21 protein-coding genes are annotated in these 18237 nt (G+C 52.9%); 7 read left to right on the top strand and 14 right to left on the bottom strand.

All coding sequences use genetic code 11. The features are described from left to right. Positions 1–3: 3 nt before the first annotated feature. From coaE to LG202_RS13610, 3 genes are read left to right on the top strand one after another with little or no spacing between them, the layout of a single operon-like run. Positions 4–612, top strand: coding sequence for a dephospho-CoA kinase (gene coaE, locus LG202_RS13600; protein WP_230348923.1), 609 nt, complete (start codon positions 4–6; stop codon positions 610–612). 54 nt (positions 613–666) lie between these two features. Then, a complete protein-coding gene (gene zapD / locus LG202_RS13605) occupies positions 667–1425 on the top strand; it encodes a cell division protein ZapD (protein ID WP_230348924.1) in 759 nt (252 codons plus the stop codon). 11 nt (positions 1426–1436) lie between these two features. Next, a complete protein-coding gene (locus LG202_RS13610; protein ID WP_230348925.1) occupies positions 1437–1601 on the top strand; it encodes a DNA gyrase inhibitor YacG in 165 nt (54 codons plus the stop codon). A 9-nt stretch (positions 1602–1610) separates the two neighbouring features. On the opposite strand, the gene LG202_RS13615 is transcribed toward LG202_RS13610, so the two are convergent. The 7 genes from LG202_RS13615 to LG202_RS13645 all read right to left on the bottom strand — a co-directional run bounded on the left by LG202_RS13615 (position 1611) and on the right by LG202_RS13645 (position 9073). Then, entirely contained in the window at positions 1611–2036 is a 426-nt protein-coding gene (locus tag LG202_RS13615; protein ID WP_230348926.1) for a hypothetical protein, read from the bottom strand. Between the two features lie 2 nt (positions 2037–2038). Next, on the bottom strand, positions 2039–2971 hold the full coding sequence (locus tag LG202_RS13620; protein ID WP_230348927.1) for a Nudix family hydrolase: 933 nt from the start codon (positions 2969–2971) through the stop codon (positions 2039–2041). After that, entirely contained in the window at positions 2968–3843 is an 876-nt protein-coding gene (locus tag LG202_RS13625) for an ATP-binding protein (protein WP_230348928.1), read from the bottom strand. Before LG202_RS13625 ends, LG202_RS13620 begins: the two co-directional genes overlap by 4 nt. Before the next feature lie 8 nt (positions 3844–3851). Further along, positions 3852–5081, bottom strand: coding sequence for a bifunctional glutamate N-acetyltransferase/amino-acid acetyltransferase ArgJ (gene argJ / locus LG202_RS13630; RefSeq protein WP_230348929.1), 1230 nt, complete (start codon positions 5079–5081; stop codon positions 3852–3854). Between the two features lie 134 nt (positions 5082–5215). Beyond that, on the bottom strand, positions 5216–5401 hold the full coding sequence (locus LG202_RS13635) for a DUF1289 domain-containing protein (protein WP_230348930.1): 186 nt from the start codon (positions 5399–5401) through the stop codon (positions 5216–5218). A 12-nt stretch (positions 5402–5413) separates the two neighbouring features. Next, positions 5414–8134 carry a preprotein translocase subunit SecA gene (secA, locus tag LG202_RS13640; protein WP_230348931.1) on the bottom strand — a complete coding sequence of 907 codons (2721 nt, stop codon included), beginning with the start codon at positions 8132–8134 and terminating at the stop codon, positions 5414–5416. Positions 8135–8206: 72 nt separating this feature from the next. Next, complete coding sequence (locus LG202_RS13645) at positions 8207–9073, bottom strand: M23 family metallopeptidase (protein WP_230348932.1); 867 nt, start codon at positions 9071–9073, stop codon at positions 8207–8209. A 24-nt stretch (positions 9074–9097) separates the two neighbouring features. Here LG202_RS13645 and LG202_RS13650 point away from each other — a divergent pair, with 24 nt between their 5' ends. From LG202_RS13650 to LG202_RS13665, 4 genes are read left to right on the top strand one after another with little or no spacing between them, the layout of a single operon-like run. Further along, a complete protein-coding gene (locus LG202_RS13650) occupies positions 9098–9514 on the top strand; it encodes a DciA family protein (RefSeq protein ID WP_230348933.1) in 417 nt (138 codons plus the stop codon). A gap of 49 nt (positions 9515–9563) precedes the next feature. Continuing rightward, positions 9564–10355: a sulfite exporter TauE/SafE family protein gene (locus LG202_RS13655; protein WP_230348934.1), complete on the top strand. Its 792-nt coding sequence runs from the start codon at positions 9564–9566 to the stop codon at positions 10353–10355. Then, positions 10352–11092 (top strand): ABC transporter ATP-binding protein, encoded by a 741-nt coding sequence (locus LG202_RS13660; RefSeq protein ID WP_230348935.1) that lies wholly within the window; start codon positions 10352–10354, stop codon positions 11090–11092. Before LG202_RS13655 ends, LG202_RS13660 begins: the two co-directional genes overlap by 4 nt. Beyond that, on the top strand, positions 11092–11898 hold the full coding sequence (locus LG202_RS13665; protein ID WP_230348936.1) for an ABC transporter permease: 807 nt from the start codon (positions 11092–11094) through the stop codon (positions 11896–11898). Before LG202_RS13660 ends, LG202_RS13665 begins: the two co-directional genes overlap by 1 nt. A 64-nt stretch (positions 11899–11962) precedes the next feature. Here LG202_RS13665 and ppa read toward each other — a convergent pair whose 3' ends face one another. The 7 genes from ppa to LG202_RS13700 all read right to left on the bottom strand — a co-directional run bounded on the left by ppa (position 11963) and on the right by LG202_RS13700 (position 18225). Further along, a complete protein-coding gene (gene ppa / locus LG202_RS13670) occupies positions 11963–12490 on the bottom strand; it encodes an inorganic diphosphatase (protein WP_230348937.1) in 528 nt (175 codons plus the stop codon). 98 nt (positions 12491–12588) lie between these two features. Next, a complete protein-coding gene (locus LG202_RS13675; RefSeq protein ID WP_230348938.1) occupies positions 12589–12882 on the bottom strand; it encodes a YkvA family protein in 294 nt (97 codons plus the stop codon). 24 nt (positions 12883–12906) lie between these two features. Next, complete coding sequence (locus LG202_RS13680; RefSeq protein WP_230348939.1) at positions 12907–13800, bottom strand: phosphoribosylaminoimidazolesuccinocarboxamide synthase; 894 nt, start codon at positions 13798–13800, stop codon at positions 12907–12909. Positions 13801–13821: 21 nt separating this feature from the next. Further along, a complete protein-coding gene (locus tag LG202_RS13685) occupies positions 13822–14241 on the bottom strand; it encodes a phosphate-starvation-inducible protein PsiE (RefSeq protein WP_230348940.1) in 420 nt (139 codons plus the stop codon). Positions 14242–14310: 69 nt separating this feature from the next. Continuing rightward, positions 14311–15360: a class II fructose-bisphosphate aldolase gene (fba, locus tag LG202_RS13690; protein ID WP_230348941.1), complete on the bottom strand. Its 1050-nt coding sequence runs from the start codon at positions 15358–15360 to the stop codon at positions 14311–14313. Between the two features lie 41 nt (positions 15361–15401). After that, a complete protein-coding gene (gene pyk / locus LG202_RS13695; protein WP_230348942.1) occupies positions 15402–16844 on the bottom strand; it encodes a pyruvate kinase in 1443 nt (480 codons plus the stop codon). A 199-nt stretch (positions 16845–17043) separates the two neighbouring features. After that, positions 17044–18225: a phosphoglycerate kinase gene (locus tag LG202_RS13700; protein ID WP_230348943.1), complete on the bottom strand. Its 1182-nt coding sequence runs from the start codon at positions 18223–18225 to the stop codon at positions 17044–17046. Positions 18226–18237 lie beyond the last annotated feature (12 nt).

Below are 18237 nucleotides of genomic sequence, written 5' to 3' on the forward strand. Positions count from 1 at the left end.
TCAATGTATGTAGTTGGATTGACTGGCGGCATTGGCGCCGGTAAAAGTGAAGCAGCAAGAATGTTCAGCGATCTGGACGTACCCGTCGTAGACGTCGATGTCATTTCCCGCCACCTGACGAGCGCAGGTCAACCACTGGTCAGCAAAATTGCAGAGGCCTTTGGCACAGAATACGTCACTGAGGATGGCGCCATGGATAGGGGAAAAATCCGTGACCGTATCTTTAACAATAATGCAGATCGCCGGATGCTGGAATCCATCTTGCACCCTGCCATACACAGCGAAGCCCTACGTGAGCTCGAGCAATACAATCAGTCACCCTACCAGATACTGGCTATCCCATTGTTTTTTGAGTCCAATCGCTACGAAGGCATTGTCAACCGCACTTTATTGATTGATTGCGACGAAGAGAAGCAGATCAGCCGCGTTGTCAATCGCAATGGCTTTACCGAGAAGATGGTGCGTTCCATCATCGCTGCACAAGCGTCACGCAGTTTCCGTCGCGCACTAGCCAACGACATTATTGACAACAATGGCAGCATTGAAGAGCTGCAACAAAAAATTCATCAAATGCATGAAAAATTCATTAAGACTTGCATAGTTAGCGAATAAATCTGATAATTCACGACAACTACTATAAACAAACGGATCAGCCTCGAGAAGCCCGTGCCTAGTTACGATTACCCCTTTAATGAACGCATCCGTACCCTGTTGCGTCTGGAAGACCTCTTTATCAAGGTCTTGCACAATATTGAGGGTGAACACGAGTTTATCCACCATAGCGTCCTGCTTTCCATCTTCCAGATACTAGACATTATTGAGCGCGCAGAGCTCAAGATGGATCTGCTGCAGGAGTTGGACCGCCAGAAAATGGTGATGAACAACCTGCGCGGCAATCCATCCATTGAGGAAAAAGTCCTCAATGATCTGGTCACTGATATAGAAAACGCTGCACGCCCCTTGCGCAACACACCTGGCAAGCTAGGGCAAACCCTGCGCGACAATGAATGGTTAATGAGTATCAAGCAGCGCTCGGTGATCCCGGGTGGTGTCTGTGAGTTCGATTTACCGTCTTACCATTACTGGCTGGGCTTGAGCAGCGAGCGCCGCAAGCATGATCTCAGTGTCTGGATGAGTCCACTGATGCCGTTACATGATGCCATCCGCATCATCCTGCACATTTTGCGTGGCAGTGGCATGACTTCCAACATGACAGCAACCAACGGGGCTTATCAGCAGATGTTAGGCGGCGCCAAACCAGCCCAAATGTTACGCGTGGAGATCAGTGACGATACGCCCTGTTTCCCCGAAGTGAGCGCTAACAAGTATGCTATTAATATCCGCTTCAATAGCTTAGATAATGCGCAGCGCCCTCGCCCCTGCGATCACGATATCAACTTCTCACTGACACTGTGCAACCTGTAAGCAAGAAAAAAATGGTCGCCTGCCCACAATGCGGGGAGCTGGCTGAATACTCCAGCACCAATGCCTATCGCCCGTTCTGCTCAGAGCGTTGCCGCCTGATCGACCTCGGCCAATGGGCCAGCGAAAACTATCGCATCCCCGATAACACTCCCAAGCTCGACGAAGAAGACTACTAAGCCAATCTGTTACTGGGTAGTCAATGTCAATTGATAATGCGTTGGCAACGCTTGCGATGAATGCTTAATGTCAATAAGCATGACCCAGTCACTGCGCCCGCTGATGCACACCGGCAATGTCACCATAGCGCGCCAACCCCCATCGGGCTGACGCTGGAAGCGATACCGATTCATCCCCATCTGCATATCCACCATATCGAAGCTCGCATACACAGACTCTGCGCCAGGCGAGCTGATACGCACCTCGAATGCCCGCATAGTAGTAGGCAGCGTCATTGCCCGTACCGTCAGGTCTCCATGCGCACAGCCCTGCACAATATCATCGCAGACAATGGTTTCAATTACATCATGGCTTGATTTCAGCCAGAAATAACCCAAGCTGCCCAAGACCAACAGCAAAGCAATCCCCCATCGCAGCTGTCGCTTGAAGGACATGATTAGCTCCACACTCCGCGCATCATGGCAATACCATGAGCACCCTGTTGCCAGGCCTGCTCCAGATACTCCGGCTGCATGCCGCCAAGCGCATAAACCGGCAGGCTACTGCCATGCGCCAAGCCAGCAAAACCGTCCCAACCCAAGACAGGGGCATCAGGATGACTCAGTGTTGGCAGTACAGGCGACAACACGACAAAATCCAGGGAAAGCGATTGTGCATGCGCCAACTCGCGTGCATCGTGGCATGAAGCCGCACACAGCATTTGCTGAGGACGCTCCGACAATGCCATCAAACTTGCAGCGGAGAAATGCACACCTGCAAAACCCAATGCACACGCAGTGTCGACATCGCCGTTGAGTAGCACTCTCGCTTGATAAGGCTGCACCATGCTTAACACTTTCTCAGCGAGACGCTGCAATCCGTCAGCAGACAGATGCTTTTCACGCAATTGCAGCAAGCGCAACCCCTGATCCAAGGCATAACGTAAGCGATCCAGAAAACCCTTTTCACCCAACTCACCAGCATTGCTGATGGCATAGATGGATGGCAGACCCAAGGCAGCAAGAATAGGTTCGTTCGCTGGCAACATCGGGCCTACAGTAAGTGTAGTCGGGTACTGCCAGCTTAATTGCTGCCCCTCGCAACTACGCGGCTCATGCTGCCAATCACGTACAATAAAGAAATGTAACTCGACCTTGCGATCCGGGTAGTCAAAGCGACGCAACATCCAGGGTGTCGCCTTTTCCACCTCGACACCAAGCTCCTCGCGCAACTCGCGCACCAAGGCATGAAAAGGGGTTTCGCCTGCCTCTATCTTGCCTCCAGGAAACTCCCACCAGCCTTCCCAAGGCTTGCCTGCTGGGCGCTCGGCCAACAACACCTTCCCATCAGGGCGTTGCAAGATAGCTACGGCAGCACGCACAACACTCATGACACCTTGCCTCCCACTAATGCTTGGCGGCCTACATGGTCACGGGCAAATTGATAGGCCACTCGGCCACTACGTGCGCCACGGGTATGAGAAAACAGTAAGGCTGCGCTACGGGTTGCTTCATCCACTTGCTCAATACCGTAATGCTTGAGCCATTGCGCCACCACCGCTAGGTATTCGTCCTGGTTGAAGGAGTAAAATGAGAGCCAGAGGCCAAAGCGCTCCGACAACGAGACTTTCTCCTCAGTTGTATCCCCAGGCCGGATTTCCTCGCCATGTCGCGTTACCTCAAGATTCTCCGACATGAATTCAGGCATCAAGTGGCGACGATTGGAAGTGGCATAGACCACAACATTATCGGACGTCGCGGCAATCGAGCCGTCCAGCACCACCTTGAGAGCTTTGTAACCTGGATCACTGGACTCAAATGACAAATCATCACAAAAGATGATGAATCGCTCCTTGCGCTCACGCAGCAAGCTGACGATTTCCGGCAATGCCACCAAATCCTGCTTGTCGACTTCGACCAGGCGTAATCCCTGGTCTGCAAATGTACTCAGCACCGCTTTGACCAATGAAGATTTGCCAGTGCCACGGGCACCAGTCAACAACACATTATTGGCGGGATAGCCATGCACAAACTGCTCGGTGTTGCGCACAATCTCGGCCTTTTGTTCATCCACATTGCGGATGTCGTTCAAGCTGATGTGATGGGGATGCTCCACAGCCACCAAATGTCCACGACCATTGAGGGTTTGCCAGCGCCAGGCCATAGCATGCCAGTCAGGTGCGGAAGCAGGCGGTGGCAAGAAGTTTTCCAGCCTTGCCAGCACAGCTTCGGCTCGCGTGATCAACTGCTCAAAATCAGCCATCCTGCACCCTAGCTGCGGTAGTCCGCATTAATGCGAACATAGTCATAAGAGAAGTCGCAAGTCCACACCGTGGCATTAGCCTGCCCACGATTCAGCACCACACGCACGGTAATTTCAGCTTCCTGCATCACGGCAGCGCCCTGTTCTTCGACATAGCTTGCAGCACGACCACCATGCTCTGCCACCAGCACATTACCCAGGTAAAGCTGCATGGCATTCACATCCAGATCATCAACACCAGCATAACCAATGGCAGCCAAGATGCGGCCTAGATTAGGATCTGAGGCAAAGAAAGCCGTCTTGATCAATGGTGAGTGCGCAATGGCATAAGCGACCTTGCGGCACTCTTCCACATCTTTGCCAGCTTCCACCTGGATAGTCATGAACTTTGTCGCACCTTCACCGTCACGCACAATCGCTTGGGCCAACTCGATGGACAATTCGGTAATGGCATCCTGCAATTGCTGGAATTCTGCACTATCCACATCACTGATCTCAGCATTGCCCGCCTGACCAGTCGCCATGACAATAAAAGAGTCGTTGGTAGAAGTATCGCCATCTACGGTAATACAGTTGAAGGAGCGATTGACGGCATGATCAATCAAGGCCTCCAGCGCAGCCTGGCTAATGGCAGCATCAGTCGCGACATAACCCAGCATGGTTGCCATGTTGGGGTGGATCATGCCCGAGCCCTTGGATATGCCGGTAATCGTCACGGTCTTGCCACCTAGCGTAACTTGCCGCGACGCCCCCTTGGACACAATATCCGTGGTCATGATAGCTTCGGCAGCATCAAACCAGTGCTGTTCGCCCAGATCGGCAACACATTGTGGCAGGCCAGCAAGCAAGCGCTCCATGGGTAACGGCTCCAGGATAACGCCAGTAGAAAAAGGCAAGACTTGCTCAGGCTTGATGTTCAGCAACGCAGACAGTGCTTCACAAGTAGCTCTTGCATTCTGCATGCCTGGCTCGCCAGTGCCAGCATTGGCATTGCCGGTATTGACCACTAGCGCGCGAATACCATGCCCTGCTGCCAAGTGCTGTTTACACACGGTCACAGGTGCTGCACAGAAACGGTTTGTGGTGAATACGCCAGCTACGCGTGCGCCTTCTGCCAGTTTGATCACCAGCATATCCTTGCGGTCTGGCTTACGGATATGCGCCTTGGCAATACCCAGTTCCACGCCTGGAACCGGCAACAGGGAGTGCGCCTCAGGCGCGACAAGATTGACTGGCATAATGGCTTTTCTCAGAAAGGCAAAAACCTGATTTTACCGTAATCAGTGACGCTTGCCCCATGGCAGCATGGCATGTGCACAATAAAAAAGCCGGGAAATCCCGGCTTTTTTATTGAATTGCAAAGCTGTCATGGCTAATGCTTGGCAGTAGGTCGCCTGGCTTCAATCACTTTGAGCACTTGCAAGCGCTCGCGGTCACTCATGGTACGCCAGCCCCTGATTTCTTCGAGGGTGCGCCAGCAACCAGTGCAATGTTGCCGCTCGCTATCCAGCGCACATACACCAATACAAGGAGAAGCGACCTGAGGAACTGATTGCATCCCTGCCGACGCTTAACTCAGCTTGCCATGGCACTGTTTGTACTTCTTGCCAGAGCCACAAGGACATGGATCATTGCGACCGACCTTGGCACCTACGCGCTCGAATGTCGATGCTGAGGCTTCATCATCGGCTTCATCGCTGTTGCCAAGCGCCTCATCATAATCCGCATGCTGGTATTGCACATTCTCAAGCTCAGCAGGCTTCTCAACCGCCTCGACATCAGCCTCGCTCTGCACCTTCACCAGCATGGTCACCTGGGTCACTTCACGCTTGACGGTATCCAACAGGCTGGAGAACAGGGCAAAAGCTTCGCGCTTGTACTCCTGCTTGGGGTTTTTCTGGGCATAGGAGCGCAGGTGAATACCTTGACGCAAATGATCCAGCGCAGCCAAGTGCTCGCGCCAGTGGTTATCCAGGCTTTGCAGCATCACGGCACGTTCGAACTGGCGCAACACAGACGCAGATGCCTGATCTTCCTTAGCCTGATAAAGAGCATTAGCGGCATCCACAATGTGTTCACGCAGCGTTTCTTCATGCAGATTGGGGTTTTCTTCCAGCATCTTTTGCAATGGAATTTCCAGGCCCAGGTCTGCCTGCAACGCTTTCTCCAACCCAGCGACATCCCACTGCTCTTCGAGGCTTTCTGGTGGGATATAAGTCGCAATCAGGTCATGAATCACGTCTACACGCATCACTGCAATGGTTTCACCCACATCAGCGGCTTCAAGCAACTCGTTACGCTGTTGGTAAATCACTTTGCGTTGATCATTGGATACATCGTCATACTCAAGCAATTGCTTGCGAATATCGAAGTTACGTCCCTCAACCTTACGCTGGGCGTTCTCGATCGCACGCGTCACCCAGGGATGCTCAATCGCTTCGCCCTCAGGCATTTTCAAGCGCTCCATGATGGCAGCAACACGGTCAGAAGCAAAAATGCGCAACAGTTGATCTTCCAACGACAGATAGAATCGGCTGGAGCCTGGGTCACCCTGACGGCCGGCACGACCACGCAACTGGTTGTCAACGCGACGGGATTCATGGCGCTCTGTACCGATAATATGCAAACCACCGGCAGCCAGCACGGCATCATGCTGCACTTGCCACTCCGCCTTCAACTTGGCAATACGATCAGCCTTGTCTGATTCAGACAGACTCTCATCCGCCTCAATCACGGCAATCTCAGGCTCGGGGTTACCACCCAGCACAATATCGGTACCGCGGCCAGCCATATTGGTTGCAATCGTGATCATGCCAGGACGACCCGCTTGCACAATAATGTGCGCTTCACGCTCATGTTGCTTGGCATTCAGTACCTGATGCTCTAGCTTGGCTTCATTGAGATACTTTGAGATTAACTCGGAGTTTTCAATGGAGGTAGTGCCGACCAGCACAGGCTGACCACGCTTCTGGCACTCTTTAATATCTTCAATAACAGCCTGATACTTCTCCTTGCCTGTGCGATATACCTTGTCCATCTGGTCTTTACGTTGCAAGCCACGATGAGTAGGAATCACGACAGTTTCCAGACCGTAAATCTGGTTGAATTCGTAGGCTTCGGTATCGGCAGTACCCGTCATGCCGGACAGCTTGCCGTACATGCGGAAATAATTCTGGAAGGTAATCGAAGCCAGGGTCTGGTTTTCCTTCTGGATGGTCACACCTTCTTTGGCTTCAACAGCCTGATGCAAGCCATCAGACCAGCGGCGACCAGCCATCATGCGGCCGGTAAATTCATCAACAATCACGATTTCGCCATCGCGCACAACATAATGCTGATCGCGGTGATAAAGCGATTGCGCACGCAGTGCAGCATACATATGGTGCACCAGGCTGATATTGGCAGCATCATAGAGACTGCTACCTTCAGCCAACAAGCCGGCTTCGGCCAGCAGAGCCTCTGCATGTTCATGCCCTTGCTCAGAAAGCAAGACCTGGTGTGACTTTTCATCCACCCAGAAATCACCTTCGCCATCTTCTTTTTCCTGGCGAATCATCTTTGCAGCAATGCTGTTCATCTGCAGATACAGATCAATACTGTCATCAGCCTGGCCGGAAATGATCAATGGTGTGCGCGCTTCATCAATCAGGATGGAATCCACTTCATCGACTAGGGCATAGTTCAGACCGCGCTGCACGCGCTCCTCTGCGGTAAACACCATATTGTCGCGCAGGTAGTCAAAACCGAATTCGTTGTTGGTACCGTAGGTAATATCGGCCGCATAAGCCTTTTGCTTCTCGTCATGCGGCATTTGCGACAGGTTGATACCCACGCTCAAACCAAGGAAGTTGTACAGGCGGGACATCCACTCAGCGTCGCGTCGTGCCAGGTAATCATTCACCGTGACCACGTGCACGCCCTTACCACTGAGAGCATTCAAGTAGGCTGGCAATGTCGCCACCAGGGTCTTACCCTCACCGGTACGCATTTCGGCAATCTTGCCTGCGTTCAATACCATGCCGCCAATCAACTGTACATCGAAGTGGCGCATATTGAGCACACGACGGCCACCTTCACGCACCACGGCAAACGCTTCTGGCAACAACTTGTCGAGCGACTCGCCCTGCTGGTAGCGCTGTTTGAATTCATCTGTCTTGGCTTTGAGCTGTTCGTCCGTCAATGCCTGCATGCTGGGCTCCAGCGCATTAATAGCCTTGACGTTTTGTGCATACTGCTTGACCAGCCGTTCGTTACGGCTACCGAAGATTTTTTTGAACAACGCGGAGAACATGAAGTGGCACCACTTTTCCGTTAGACGGAAACCTCTAGGTTAGCTTTATAAGTTAGTTAATAAATCAAATATTTAATTTGCACTTTGCAAATACTTGCGTGGATCCAGAGCTGCTCCATTCAAGCGCACCTCGAAATGCAGGTGTGCCCCGGTAGAGCGCCCAGTACTACCAACGCGGGCGATTAACTGCCCACGCTCAACCCGATCCCCCGCCTTCACCAACAACTGTGAGGCATGGGCATATCGTGTTTCCAGCCCCGAGCCGTGGTTAATCTTCACGATTCTACCATAGTCGGGGGTCTGCTCCGCAGCCGTTACAATTCCTGCGGCAGATGCATAAATCGGTGTTCCGCTATCCGCCACAAAATCCAGGCCTTCATGAAAAGCCTCCTTGCCAGAGAAAGGATCCACCCGCCAACCATAACTGGAAGAATTGTAAGCCACCTCCGTCGGCATGGTGCTCGGCAATGTACTCGCCTTCAAGCGCTGCTGCAACATCGTGGCCTCCAGCAAGCTCAATTTATCGCCATTAAGCGCTATGGATTGTGTCAAGGCGTGAATGTGCTTCTCCAGCTCAACACCTGACATAGTGCGCGCATCTACCATGGGGCCGCCACGCCCCGGCGGCAGGGCATCTGCATCCGCCCCCTTGACCCCAGCCAGGTTCGAGAGCCTTGCCCCCAGGGCATCAAGCCGCAATACCCTGGCCTCCATCTCGCCCACCTGTTGCGCCAAGGCGTCAATATGTGACTGCTCGCTGGCACTGACGAAATGGATCGAGGTGGGGATGCCTTTGTGCTGGTGTGTGCCATGTGGCACAATAAGGGCCCAAACCAGCAAGGCTGGTAGCAAACTCAACAGCCCGATGATAAGCAAGACCAGTGGCAACGAGATGCTGCGCGTCCGTGCTGTACTATTCGATACTAAAATGATGTTCATTGCTTCCCCTTGGGAGAGTCCGGCATGCTGCGTGTAAGTGCATTGTTTACTGAAAGTGCCGAACTGGCAGCGCTTTCGCAACAAGCAGAACAATTGACACTGTCGCAGCAAAAATGGAATGCCGTCGTTCCCGCTGCACTGAAACCTTATACGCAAGCAGGAAGTCTCAGCCACAAGCGCCTGACGGTCTATGCCGCCAATGGCGCCATCGCTGCAAAAATCAAGCTAATGCTGCCCAGCCTGATGCTTGGGCTGAAAAAACAAGGGCTTGAAGTTACTTCAATTCGGGTGGAAGTGCAAGTGCAATCTGTCGCAGGAAAACCTGCCAAACAAGTGCGCACGCTCAGCCCGGCCGCAGCAGCCAGCCTTGAAAAACTGGCGAAGGAATTGCAGGGTTCTCCGCTTGGAGATGCGATCGCACGACTTTCGAGCCGCCGATAGTACCCCTCCCTTCCTCTGTTATTGATCAGGATAAAGTCAGACCTTCACTATGGAATTTTTACTCTACTTCATTGCCGGCGCCGGGGCAGGTATCCTTTCGGGTCTGCTAGGCGTAGGCGGTGGCACGGTGATTGTGCCCATTCTCGTCTTCATCTTTACCGCGCTCGCGTTTCCGGCACAGCACATCATGCATATTGCGCTAGGCACATCGCTGGCAACCATCATCGTCACCTCGATCTCTTCAGCCCGAGCACACCATAAAAAACAGAATGTACATTGGCCTGTGGTCAAGCTCATTACACCCGGCATTGTCATGGGCACCCTACTCGGCGCCGTCTTAGCGGGCCAACTCAACACTGTCATACTCAAAGTCATCTTTGCCGTATTCGCATTACTGATTGCCACCCAGATGGTGCTGAACTTCACACCAGCCTCCCATCGGCAATTGCCCGGCAAGCTCGGCACTTTGAGCATGGGCGGTCTTATTGGCGTCTTGTCCAGCCTGGTCGGCATTGGTGGAGGATCCCTCTCAGTGCCTTTCCTCCTCTACTGCAATTTCAACGCACGCTATGCCATCGGCACTTCCTCGGCGATAGGACTACCGATTGCCGTCGCTGGCACCATGGGATTCATCATCACCGGATTAACGCAAGGTAATTTGCCGCAATACAGCCTGGGCTATATCTACCTGCCAGCATTCATCGGCATTGCACTTGCCAGCATGCTGACCGCCCCTTTAGGCGCCTACATGGCACACAAATTACCTGTTCCGGTATTGAAAAAATTATTCGCACTATTGCTTTACATCGTTGGCCTTAAAATGATCTGGAGCTTGATATGAGCCCAGCACTCGTTATTGAAGTCCAGGGCCTGTTCAAATACTTTGACCAATTCTGTGCCGTCAACAACCTGAATTTCCAGGCGAAGCGCGGCGTTACCACCGCCTTGCTGGGTGGCAATGGCGCAGGAAAAACTACGACGATTGCCATGCTACTGGGCTTGCTCACACCGAGCCAGGGGAGCATCCGCATATTGGGTGAGGATATGCTGCAGCATCGCTACCGCCTGTTGCACCGCATGAACTTCTCCTCACCTTACGTAGACCTCCCACAAAGGCTGACCATTCGCCAGAACCTCACGGTTTACGGCCATCTTTACCGCTTACCCGCACTGAAGCAGCGTATTGAGGAGCTAGCCACTGCCCTTAACCTTGATACATTGCTGGACAAGCGCTACGGACAACTTTCTGCAGGGCAAAAAACCCGTGTTTCCCTAGCGAAATCCCTGCTCAACAAACCAGAATTACTACTGATGGACGAACCGACGGCATCCCTTGATCCTGATACTGCCGACTCCATTCGCAGTTATCTAGAGCAATACCAGCGCGACACTGGTGCCAGCATCCTGCTGGCTTCACACAATATGGCCGAGGTCGAGCGCATGGCGACGGATGTCATCATGATGCGTAAAGGGCAAGTTGTGGACATTGGCACCCCAGCCAGCCTGATCGCAAAATATGGCCGCAACAACCTTGAAGAAGTCTTTATCGACATCGCTCGCAGCCAGGAGCCCGCTTGATGCAAGACGTACACTTTTCCTTGCGCCGCATCGGTGCAGTAGCATTACGCCACCTTTACCTCATGCGTTCATCCTGGCCACGGGTGCTGGAGATGGTGTACTGGCCCACAGTGCAAATGGTGCTATGGGGCTTCATCACCTTATACCTGCAAGGCAATAGCAGCCTGATTGCACAGGCCAGCGGCATCCTGCTTTCGGGAGTATTGCTATGGGACGTTCTCTTCCGTGGTCAACTCGGCATCGCACTCGTCTTCATGGAGGAAATGTGGTCACGCAACCTGGGGCATTTATTCGTCAGCCCTTTGCGTCCGTATGAAATGGTAGCGTCCCTGCTGCTTATGAGCCTGATCCGCACCTTGATTGGCATCGGCGGTGCAACACTAATCGCTATTCCACTATTCGGTTACAACATCTACGACATGGGCCTGCCTCTTATCGCCTTTTTCCTCAATCTCATCGTCATGGGTTGGGCGATTGGCCTGATGGTATCCGGCATCGTACTGCGCTACGGCATGGGGGCTGAAAGTATTGCCTGGGTCAGCGTCTTCGCTATCCAGCCTTTATGCGCTATCTATTACCCAGTCGCCACATTGCCGCACTGGTTACAGCCTGTTGCGCTGGCATTGCCTGCCAGCCATGTGTTTGAAGGCATGCGCGAATTACTGCTTGAGCACAGCTTCAACCTGCATCACATGCAATGGGCGATAGGCCTCAATCTTGTCTTTCTCTGCATTGGCATTGCCGTCTTCCTCGGCTATTTCAGAGTCGCACGCCAGCGTGGCCTGCTACTACAAGTGGGTGAATAAACGCAAGCAACAGCAATAAAAAACGGCGCTTAAGCGCCGTTTTTTATTCATCTTATAAGCTGGCTTACTTGCTGAAGCGTTCTACACCAGAGACGATTTCCGCCTTGGCCTCGTCTACGCCCTTCCACTCACCAACCTTGACCCACTTACCCTTTTCCAGATCCTTGTAGTGTTCAAAGAAGTGAGCAATAGGTGCCAACTGGAATTCTGGAATGTCATGATAGCTCTTCACATCCTTGTATTGCGGGCAAATCTTGTCCACAGGCACAGCTAACACCTTCGCATCCACACCACCATCATCTTCCATGGTCAGCACACCAATCGCACGGCAACGGATCACAACGCCTGGCTGCAACGGGATAGGCGTGATCACTAGCACATCAACCGGGTCACCATCTTCTGACAGCGTTTGTGGGATATAGCCATAGTTGCATGGATAGTGCATGGAAGTACCCATGAAACGATCAACGAATACTGCACCGCTATCCTTGTCCACTTCGAACTTGATGGGCTCGCCACGCATGGAGATTTCGATAATGACGTTAAAGTCGTTAGGGATGTCTTTGCCTGCTGGCACATTAGAAAGGGACATGCGGTTATCCTTAAAAGATGGGTTGATTTGAATGATGGATGGTTTTTGTAAACCATGTAAAGTTAACGCGGGATTTTAGCCTAAATCAGCAGTAAAAATCACCTTGGGCTTGCCTCGCGTGCTGCGGCTTCGCGCCTGCATTCCACGATCACCTCTATCGGCACGCACCTGACCCCCAGGTAGAACAAGGCTGGAACAATGATCAAGTCATCCAGTTGCCCAAGGATGGGAATAAAATCAGGGATCAAGTCAAATGGTAATAGCAGGTAACCCACGGCCAAACCCAGCAACACCCTGGCAAGCCAAGGCGTCTGTGGGTGGCGCAACACCAAGCGATACACTTCCAACTCAGCCTTGAGCTGTCGCGCCAGTGATTTCAGCTTATCCCTCAATGGCACTTCTTCAGCCACCCAGAGTTAAAACGGCTTGCCAGTCAGACGCTCGTAAGCTTCGCGATACTTGGCTGCAGTGCTTGCCGCAACATCGTCAGGCAATTGCGGGCCTGGAGGAGTCTTGTTCCAGCCGGTAGATTCCAGCCAGTCACGGACATATTGCTTGTCAAAACTGGGAGGATTGCTACCCACCTGATATTGATCTTGCGGCCAGAAGCGTGATGAATCAGGGGTTAATACTTCATCGATCAAGTACAGCTCACCAGCTTCATTCAGGCCAAACTCAAACTTGGTGTCCGCGATGATAATGCCGCGGCTCAAGGCATAAGCGGCAGCCTCCTTGTATAACTGTACGCTGATACGGGCGACTTTATCAGCCAGTTCTTTTCCAAGTAACTGGGCGCATTTTTCCAGGGTGATGTTCTCATCATGATCACCCACTTCTGCCTTGCTCGAAGGCGTAAACAATGGCTCTGGCAACTGTGATGCCTCTTGCAGGCCTGCTGGCAGTGGAATTCCACATACGCTCTGGCTGGCCTTGTATTCTTTCCAGCCGGAACCCGCGAGGTAACCACGAACAATCGCCTCGATTGGCAAAGGCTTCAACTTTTTAACCACCAATGCACGCGGCCCAAGCTGGGCTTTCTCGGCAGGGTCAGTCACCACACTATCAGGGTCAATACCCGTCAAGTGGTTGGGCACTACATGCTGGAGTTTATCGAACCAGAAATTGGCAATCTTGGTGAGAATCGCGCCTTTATCCTGAATAGGCGTCGGCAGGATCACATCGAAAGCTGATAGACGATCACTAGCCACCAGCAACATGTGCTGGTCATTAATATCGTAGATATCCCGCACCTTGCCCTGATTGATCAGTTTCAGGCTCTTGATACTGGACTGCATGAGGGGAGTAGTCAAAACGCTTACCTTTATCAAAAACTATTTCGAGTGATGGTCCTGTTCAGGGCCATCGGAATAAGGGAATTTCACATGCCCGTAGCGCACCACCAAAATGGCAATTGCTATCAGCAGGATAGAGGCCGCCACGGCAAAAATACGCCAGGCTTCCAGTTCCTTGATGTCGAGCACCAGATAACGTGCCAGCGCAATAATGCCGATATACAAGGGGTAACGCACCGGCAATGTGCCCGAGCTCAAGTAATGGTTGAGCATGGTGAGAATTTCGAGGTAAAGAAACAACAGCAGCAAATCTGCCACGGTTACCGCCCTCATTTCCCATATATGCAGTGCGGCCTGCCCGGTAGCCACGATCGTCGCCAGCGCAATGAATACCAGCAAGGCCTGCTCGACCAAACCGATGCCTTGTTGACCTAATTTACTGTATTTATTGGGCTGCATAGCGATAATTACCAGGCAAATAATCCCGGCATTATACGCTGTAAATTCTGCACAACGTGAGCAATGAGATCAGGCGAAAAAATAGCGCTGAGCCATTTTCTCGAGTGAAATGGGCTTAATTTTCGCCGCATGCCCTGCTGAGCCAAATGCCTCAAAACGCTCCCGGCATAACCCCTGCATCGCCTGGGTCGCCGCCGCCAGTATTTTGCGTGGGTCAAATTCGACCCGGTGTTGCGGCTGCCCAAGAAAATGTCGCAAAGCCCCGGTAAAAGCAAGGCGCAAATCAGTATCAATATTCACCTTGCGTACCCCGCTCTGGATACCCTTGACGATTTCCTCCACCGGCACGCCATAGGTTTCGGGAATCTCGCCACCATAATCATTAATGACCTTCAACCACTCCTGTGGCACGGATGACGAGCCATGCATCACCAGATGCGTATTCGGCAGCTGCGCGTGTATTTCCCGAATACGGCTGATGGAAAGCGTTTCGCCGGTGGGGGGACGCTTGAACTTGTAAGCGCCATGCGATGTACCAATAGCGATTGCCAGGGCATCCACACCTGTCTGCGCGACAAAATCCACTGCCTCATCCGGGCTGGTAAGCAACTGGCTGTGGTCAAGATGCCCTTCCGCCCCGACACCATCCTCCTCACCTGCCATACCAGTTTCTAGTGAGCCAAGTACGCCTAGCTCCCCTTCCACCGACACGCCCATCGCATGGGCTGCCAGCACCACCTGTCGTGTTACCTCGACGTTATAAGCATAGCTCGATGGCGTCTTGGCATCCTCCAGCAATGAACCATCCATCATCACACTGCTAAAACCGTGCTTGATGGAATGCATGCATACCGCTGGGCTGGCGCCATGGTCTTGATGTAGCACAACAGGAATATATGGATAACTGCTGATCGCCGCCTCCATCAACTTGAGTAGAAACTCCTCACCCGCATATTTGCGTGCACCGGCAGAGGCTTGCATGATCACCGGGCTATCACAGGCATCCGCTGCCTGCATGATGGCCTGCACCTGCTCAAGGTTATTCACATTGAACGCCGGCACACCGTAATCGTGCTCGGCAGCATGATCCAGCAATTGGCGTAAGCTAATCAGTGCCATGGGCACATCCTCTCATGTTGTGAGCAGCCGCGCCGCTCTCGCTAATGTTGTTCCCGCCGGTGCTCGCCCACTTTAACAATCTGCAAGGTATTGGTGCCCCCTGCCTTGCCGATGGGCTCACCAAACGTCAACATCATGAGATCATCCCGTTGCACCGCCCCAAGGCGTAATAACAACTCTTCGGCATCGTAAAGAATCTTGCCCAGCTCCTGGCTGGGCTGCTCGATGTGATAAGGGTATACCCCGCGATACAGCGACAGCTTGCGCCGTGTATTACGCTCTGTTGTCAGCGCATAAATCGGCACATTAGTATTGGAACGTGACAACCAGGTGACGGAAGACCCTGACTTGGTGAGTGCCGCAATCGCCTTCACATCCAGGTGCTTGGCCGTATATACCGTAGCCATCGCAATCGCCTCATCGATAAAACCAAATTCATCATGAATCGGTGCTTTCAGGTGCTGGCTGTCGTATTCCTTTTCCGCTTCCAAGCAGACGCGATGCATGGCCTGGATAGCTTCCACCGGGTAATGCCCCACTGCCGTCTCGCCCGATAGCATCACCGCATCCGTTCCATCCAGCACCGCATTCGCCACATCAGATACCTCCGCCCGAGTCGGAATCGGGCTGCTGATCATGGACTCCAGCATCTGCGTGGCCGTGATCACCAGCTTGTTGCGCATTCGCGCAGTGCGGATCATGCGCTTCTGCAAACCAGGCACGGCCGCATCGCCGACCTCAACGCCGAGGTCACCGCGCGCCACCATGATCACATCCGCCGCATCGATAATCTCTTCCAGCGCATCAATCGCTTCCGCGCGCTCGATCTTGGCGACAATTGCTGCATGGCCGCCAGCCTCTTCCACCAACTGGCGCGCAAGCTCTATATCCGCACCACTGCGCGGGAATGAGACCGCAATATAATCCGCTTCTAACGCCACTGCGGTCTGGATATCTTCCTGATCTTTCAGTGTCAGAGCCGGGGCAGAGAGCCCGCCACCTTGACGATTGATGCCCTTGTTGTTGGAGAGCATCCCGCCAGCCGTGACCGTACAATACACCTCGCCACCATTTACGGTGTCCACACTTAATACAATACGTCCATCATCCAGCAACAACACAGCACCGGCCTCCACCTCAGACGGCAAGGTCTTGTAATCCAGCCCCACCCGCTCCTGATTACCCAGCTTGCATGCTGCATCCAGGATGAACTTGTCTCCGACCTTGAGCAAAATGCGGTCATTCTCAAATTTACCGATGCGTATCTTCGGCCCCTGCAAATCACACAACACCCCCACGGGGCGTCCACTACGCCGCGATATATCACGCACCAGTTCAGCGCGGTCTATATGATCCTGCGCCGACCCATGCGAAAAATTCAACCGCACCACATCTACGCCTGCATCCACCAACCGTTCAATCACCGACTCCTCACTGGAAGCCGGCCCCAGCGTCGCCACAATCTTGGTTTTACGTAATGCCATAAACCGTTTCCTAACATTTTCTTCAAAGACTCATGTTAAAGCTGACAGCACTTAGGGGGAATGGTGCATATTTTGTGCCATCAGAAAGGCAATATATAAAACTAATGAAAAATACCTCAAAGACAACACTTGATAACACGTTCTAAGTAAACAAAAAAGGAGCCCACAGGCTCCTTTTTTATCAAACTAATCTAGACAATCAACTCTTGGCACGCTGCTCCAAAACCTCCACTGCGGGTAATTTCTTGCCCTCGAGGAATTCCAGGAACGCCCCACCGGCAGTCGAGATGTAAGACACCTTTTCGTAGATGTCGTATTTCTGGATGGCAGCGATGGTGTCACCACCACCAGCCAGGGTAAAGGCCTTGGTCTTGGCGATGGCATCGGCGATGGTTTTGGTGCCTTCGCCGAATTGGTCAAACTCGAATACGCCGACCGGGCCATTCCAGACCACGGTGCCTGCGTTGAGGATAATCTCGGCAAGTTGCTTGGCAGACTCTGGGCCAATGTCAAAGATCATATCATCGGCAACGACATCGTCCGCAGACTTGAGCACGGCAGGCTCATCTGGGTCGAATTGCTTGCCACAGACCACATCCACGGCGATCGGCACAGCTGCACCGCGCTTGGCCATTTTTTCCATCAGGCATTGTGCGGTCGGCACGAGATCATCTTCGCTCAATGAACGCCCAATCGGCTTACCTGCAGCTTTTAGGAAGGTATTGGCGATGCCACCACCGACGACCATTTGGTCGACTTTTTCAGCCAGGCTTTCCAGCACTGTCAGTTTGGTCGATACCTTGGAGCCACCTACGATAGCGACCATGGGGCGGGCAGGTTCGCACAAGGCCTTGCCCAGGGCATCCAGCTCACCAGTGAGCAGCAAGCCAGCGGCAGCGACTGGTGCATATTGGGCGATGCCATAGGTGGAAGCTTCTGCACGGTGAGCAGTACCGAAAGCGTCCATGACAAAGACATCACACAAGGCAGCGTATTTGCGTGCGGTTTCTTCGAGGTTCTTTTTCTCGCCCTTGTTGAAGCGGCAGTTTTCCAGCAACACCACTTCGCCTTCTGCCACATCAAAGCCGCCATTTACCCAATCCTTGATCAGGCGCACGGGTTGACCGAGCTTGTCAGCTAATACATCCGCCACGGGTTGCAAAGAGTTTTCCTCGGAATACACGCCTTCTTCCGGACGACCCAGGTGGGAAGTCACCATGACGCGTGCATTAGCATCCAAAGCCTGGCGAATCGTTGGGATGGATGCAGTGATACGCGCATCGGAAGTTACCTTGCCATCGCTGACTGGCACATTGAGGTCTGCGCGAATAAAAACGCGCTTACCCGCCAAGTCGAGGTCTGTCATGTGGATTACGGTCATGGTCTCCCCCCT

It is taken from the genome of Methylobacillus methanolivorans (assembly GCF_054588515.1).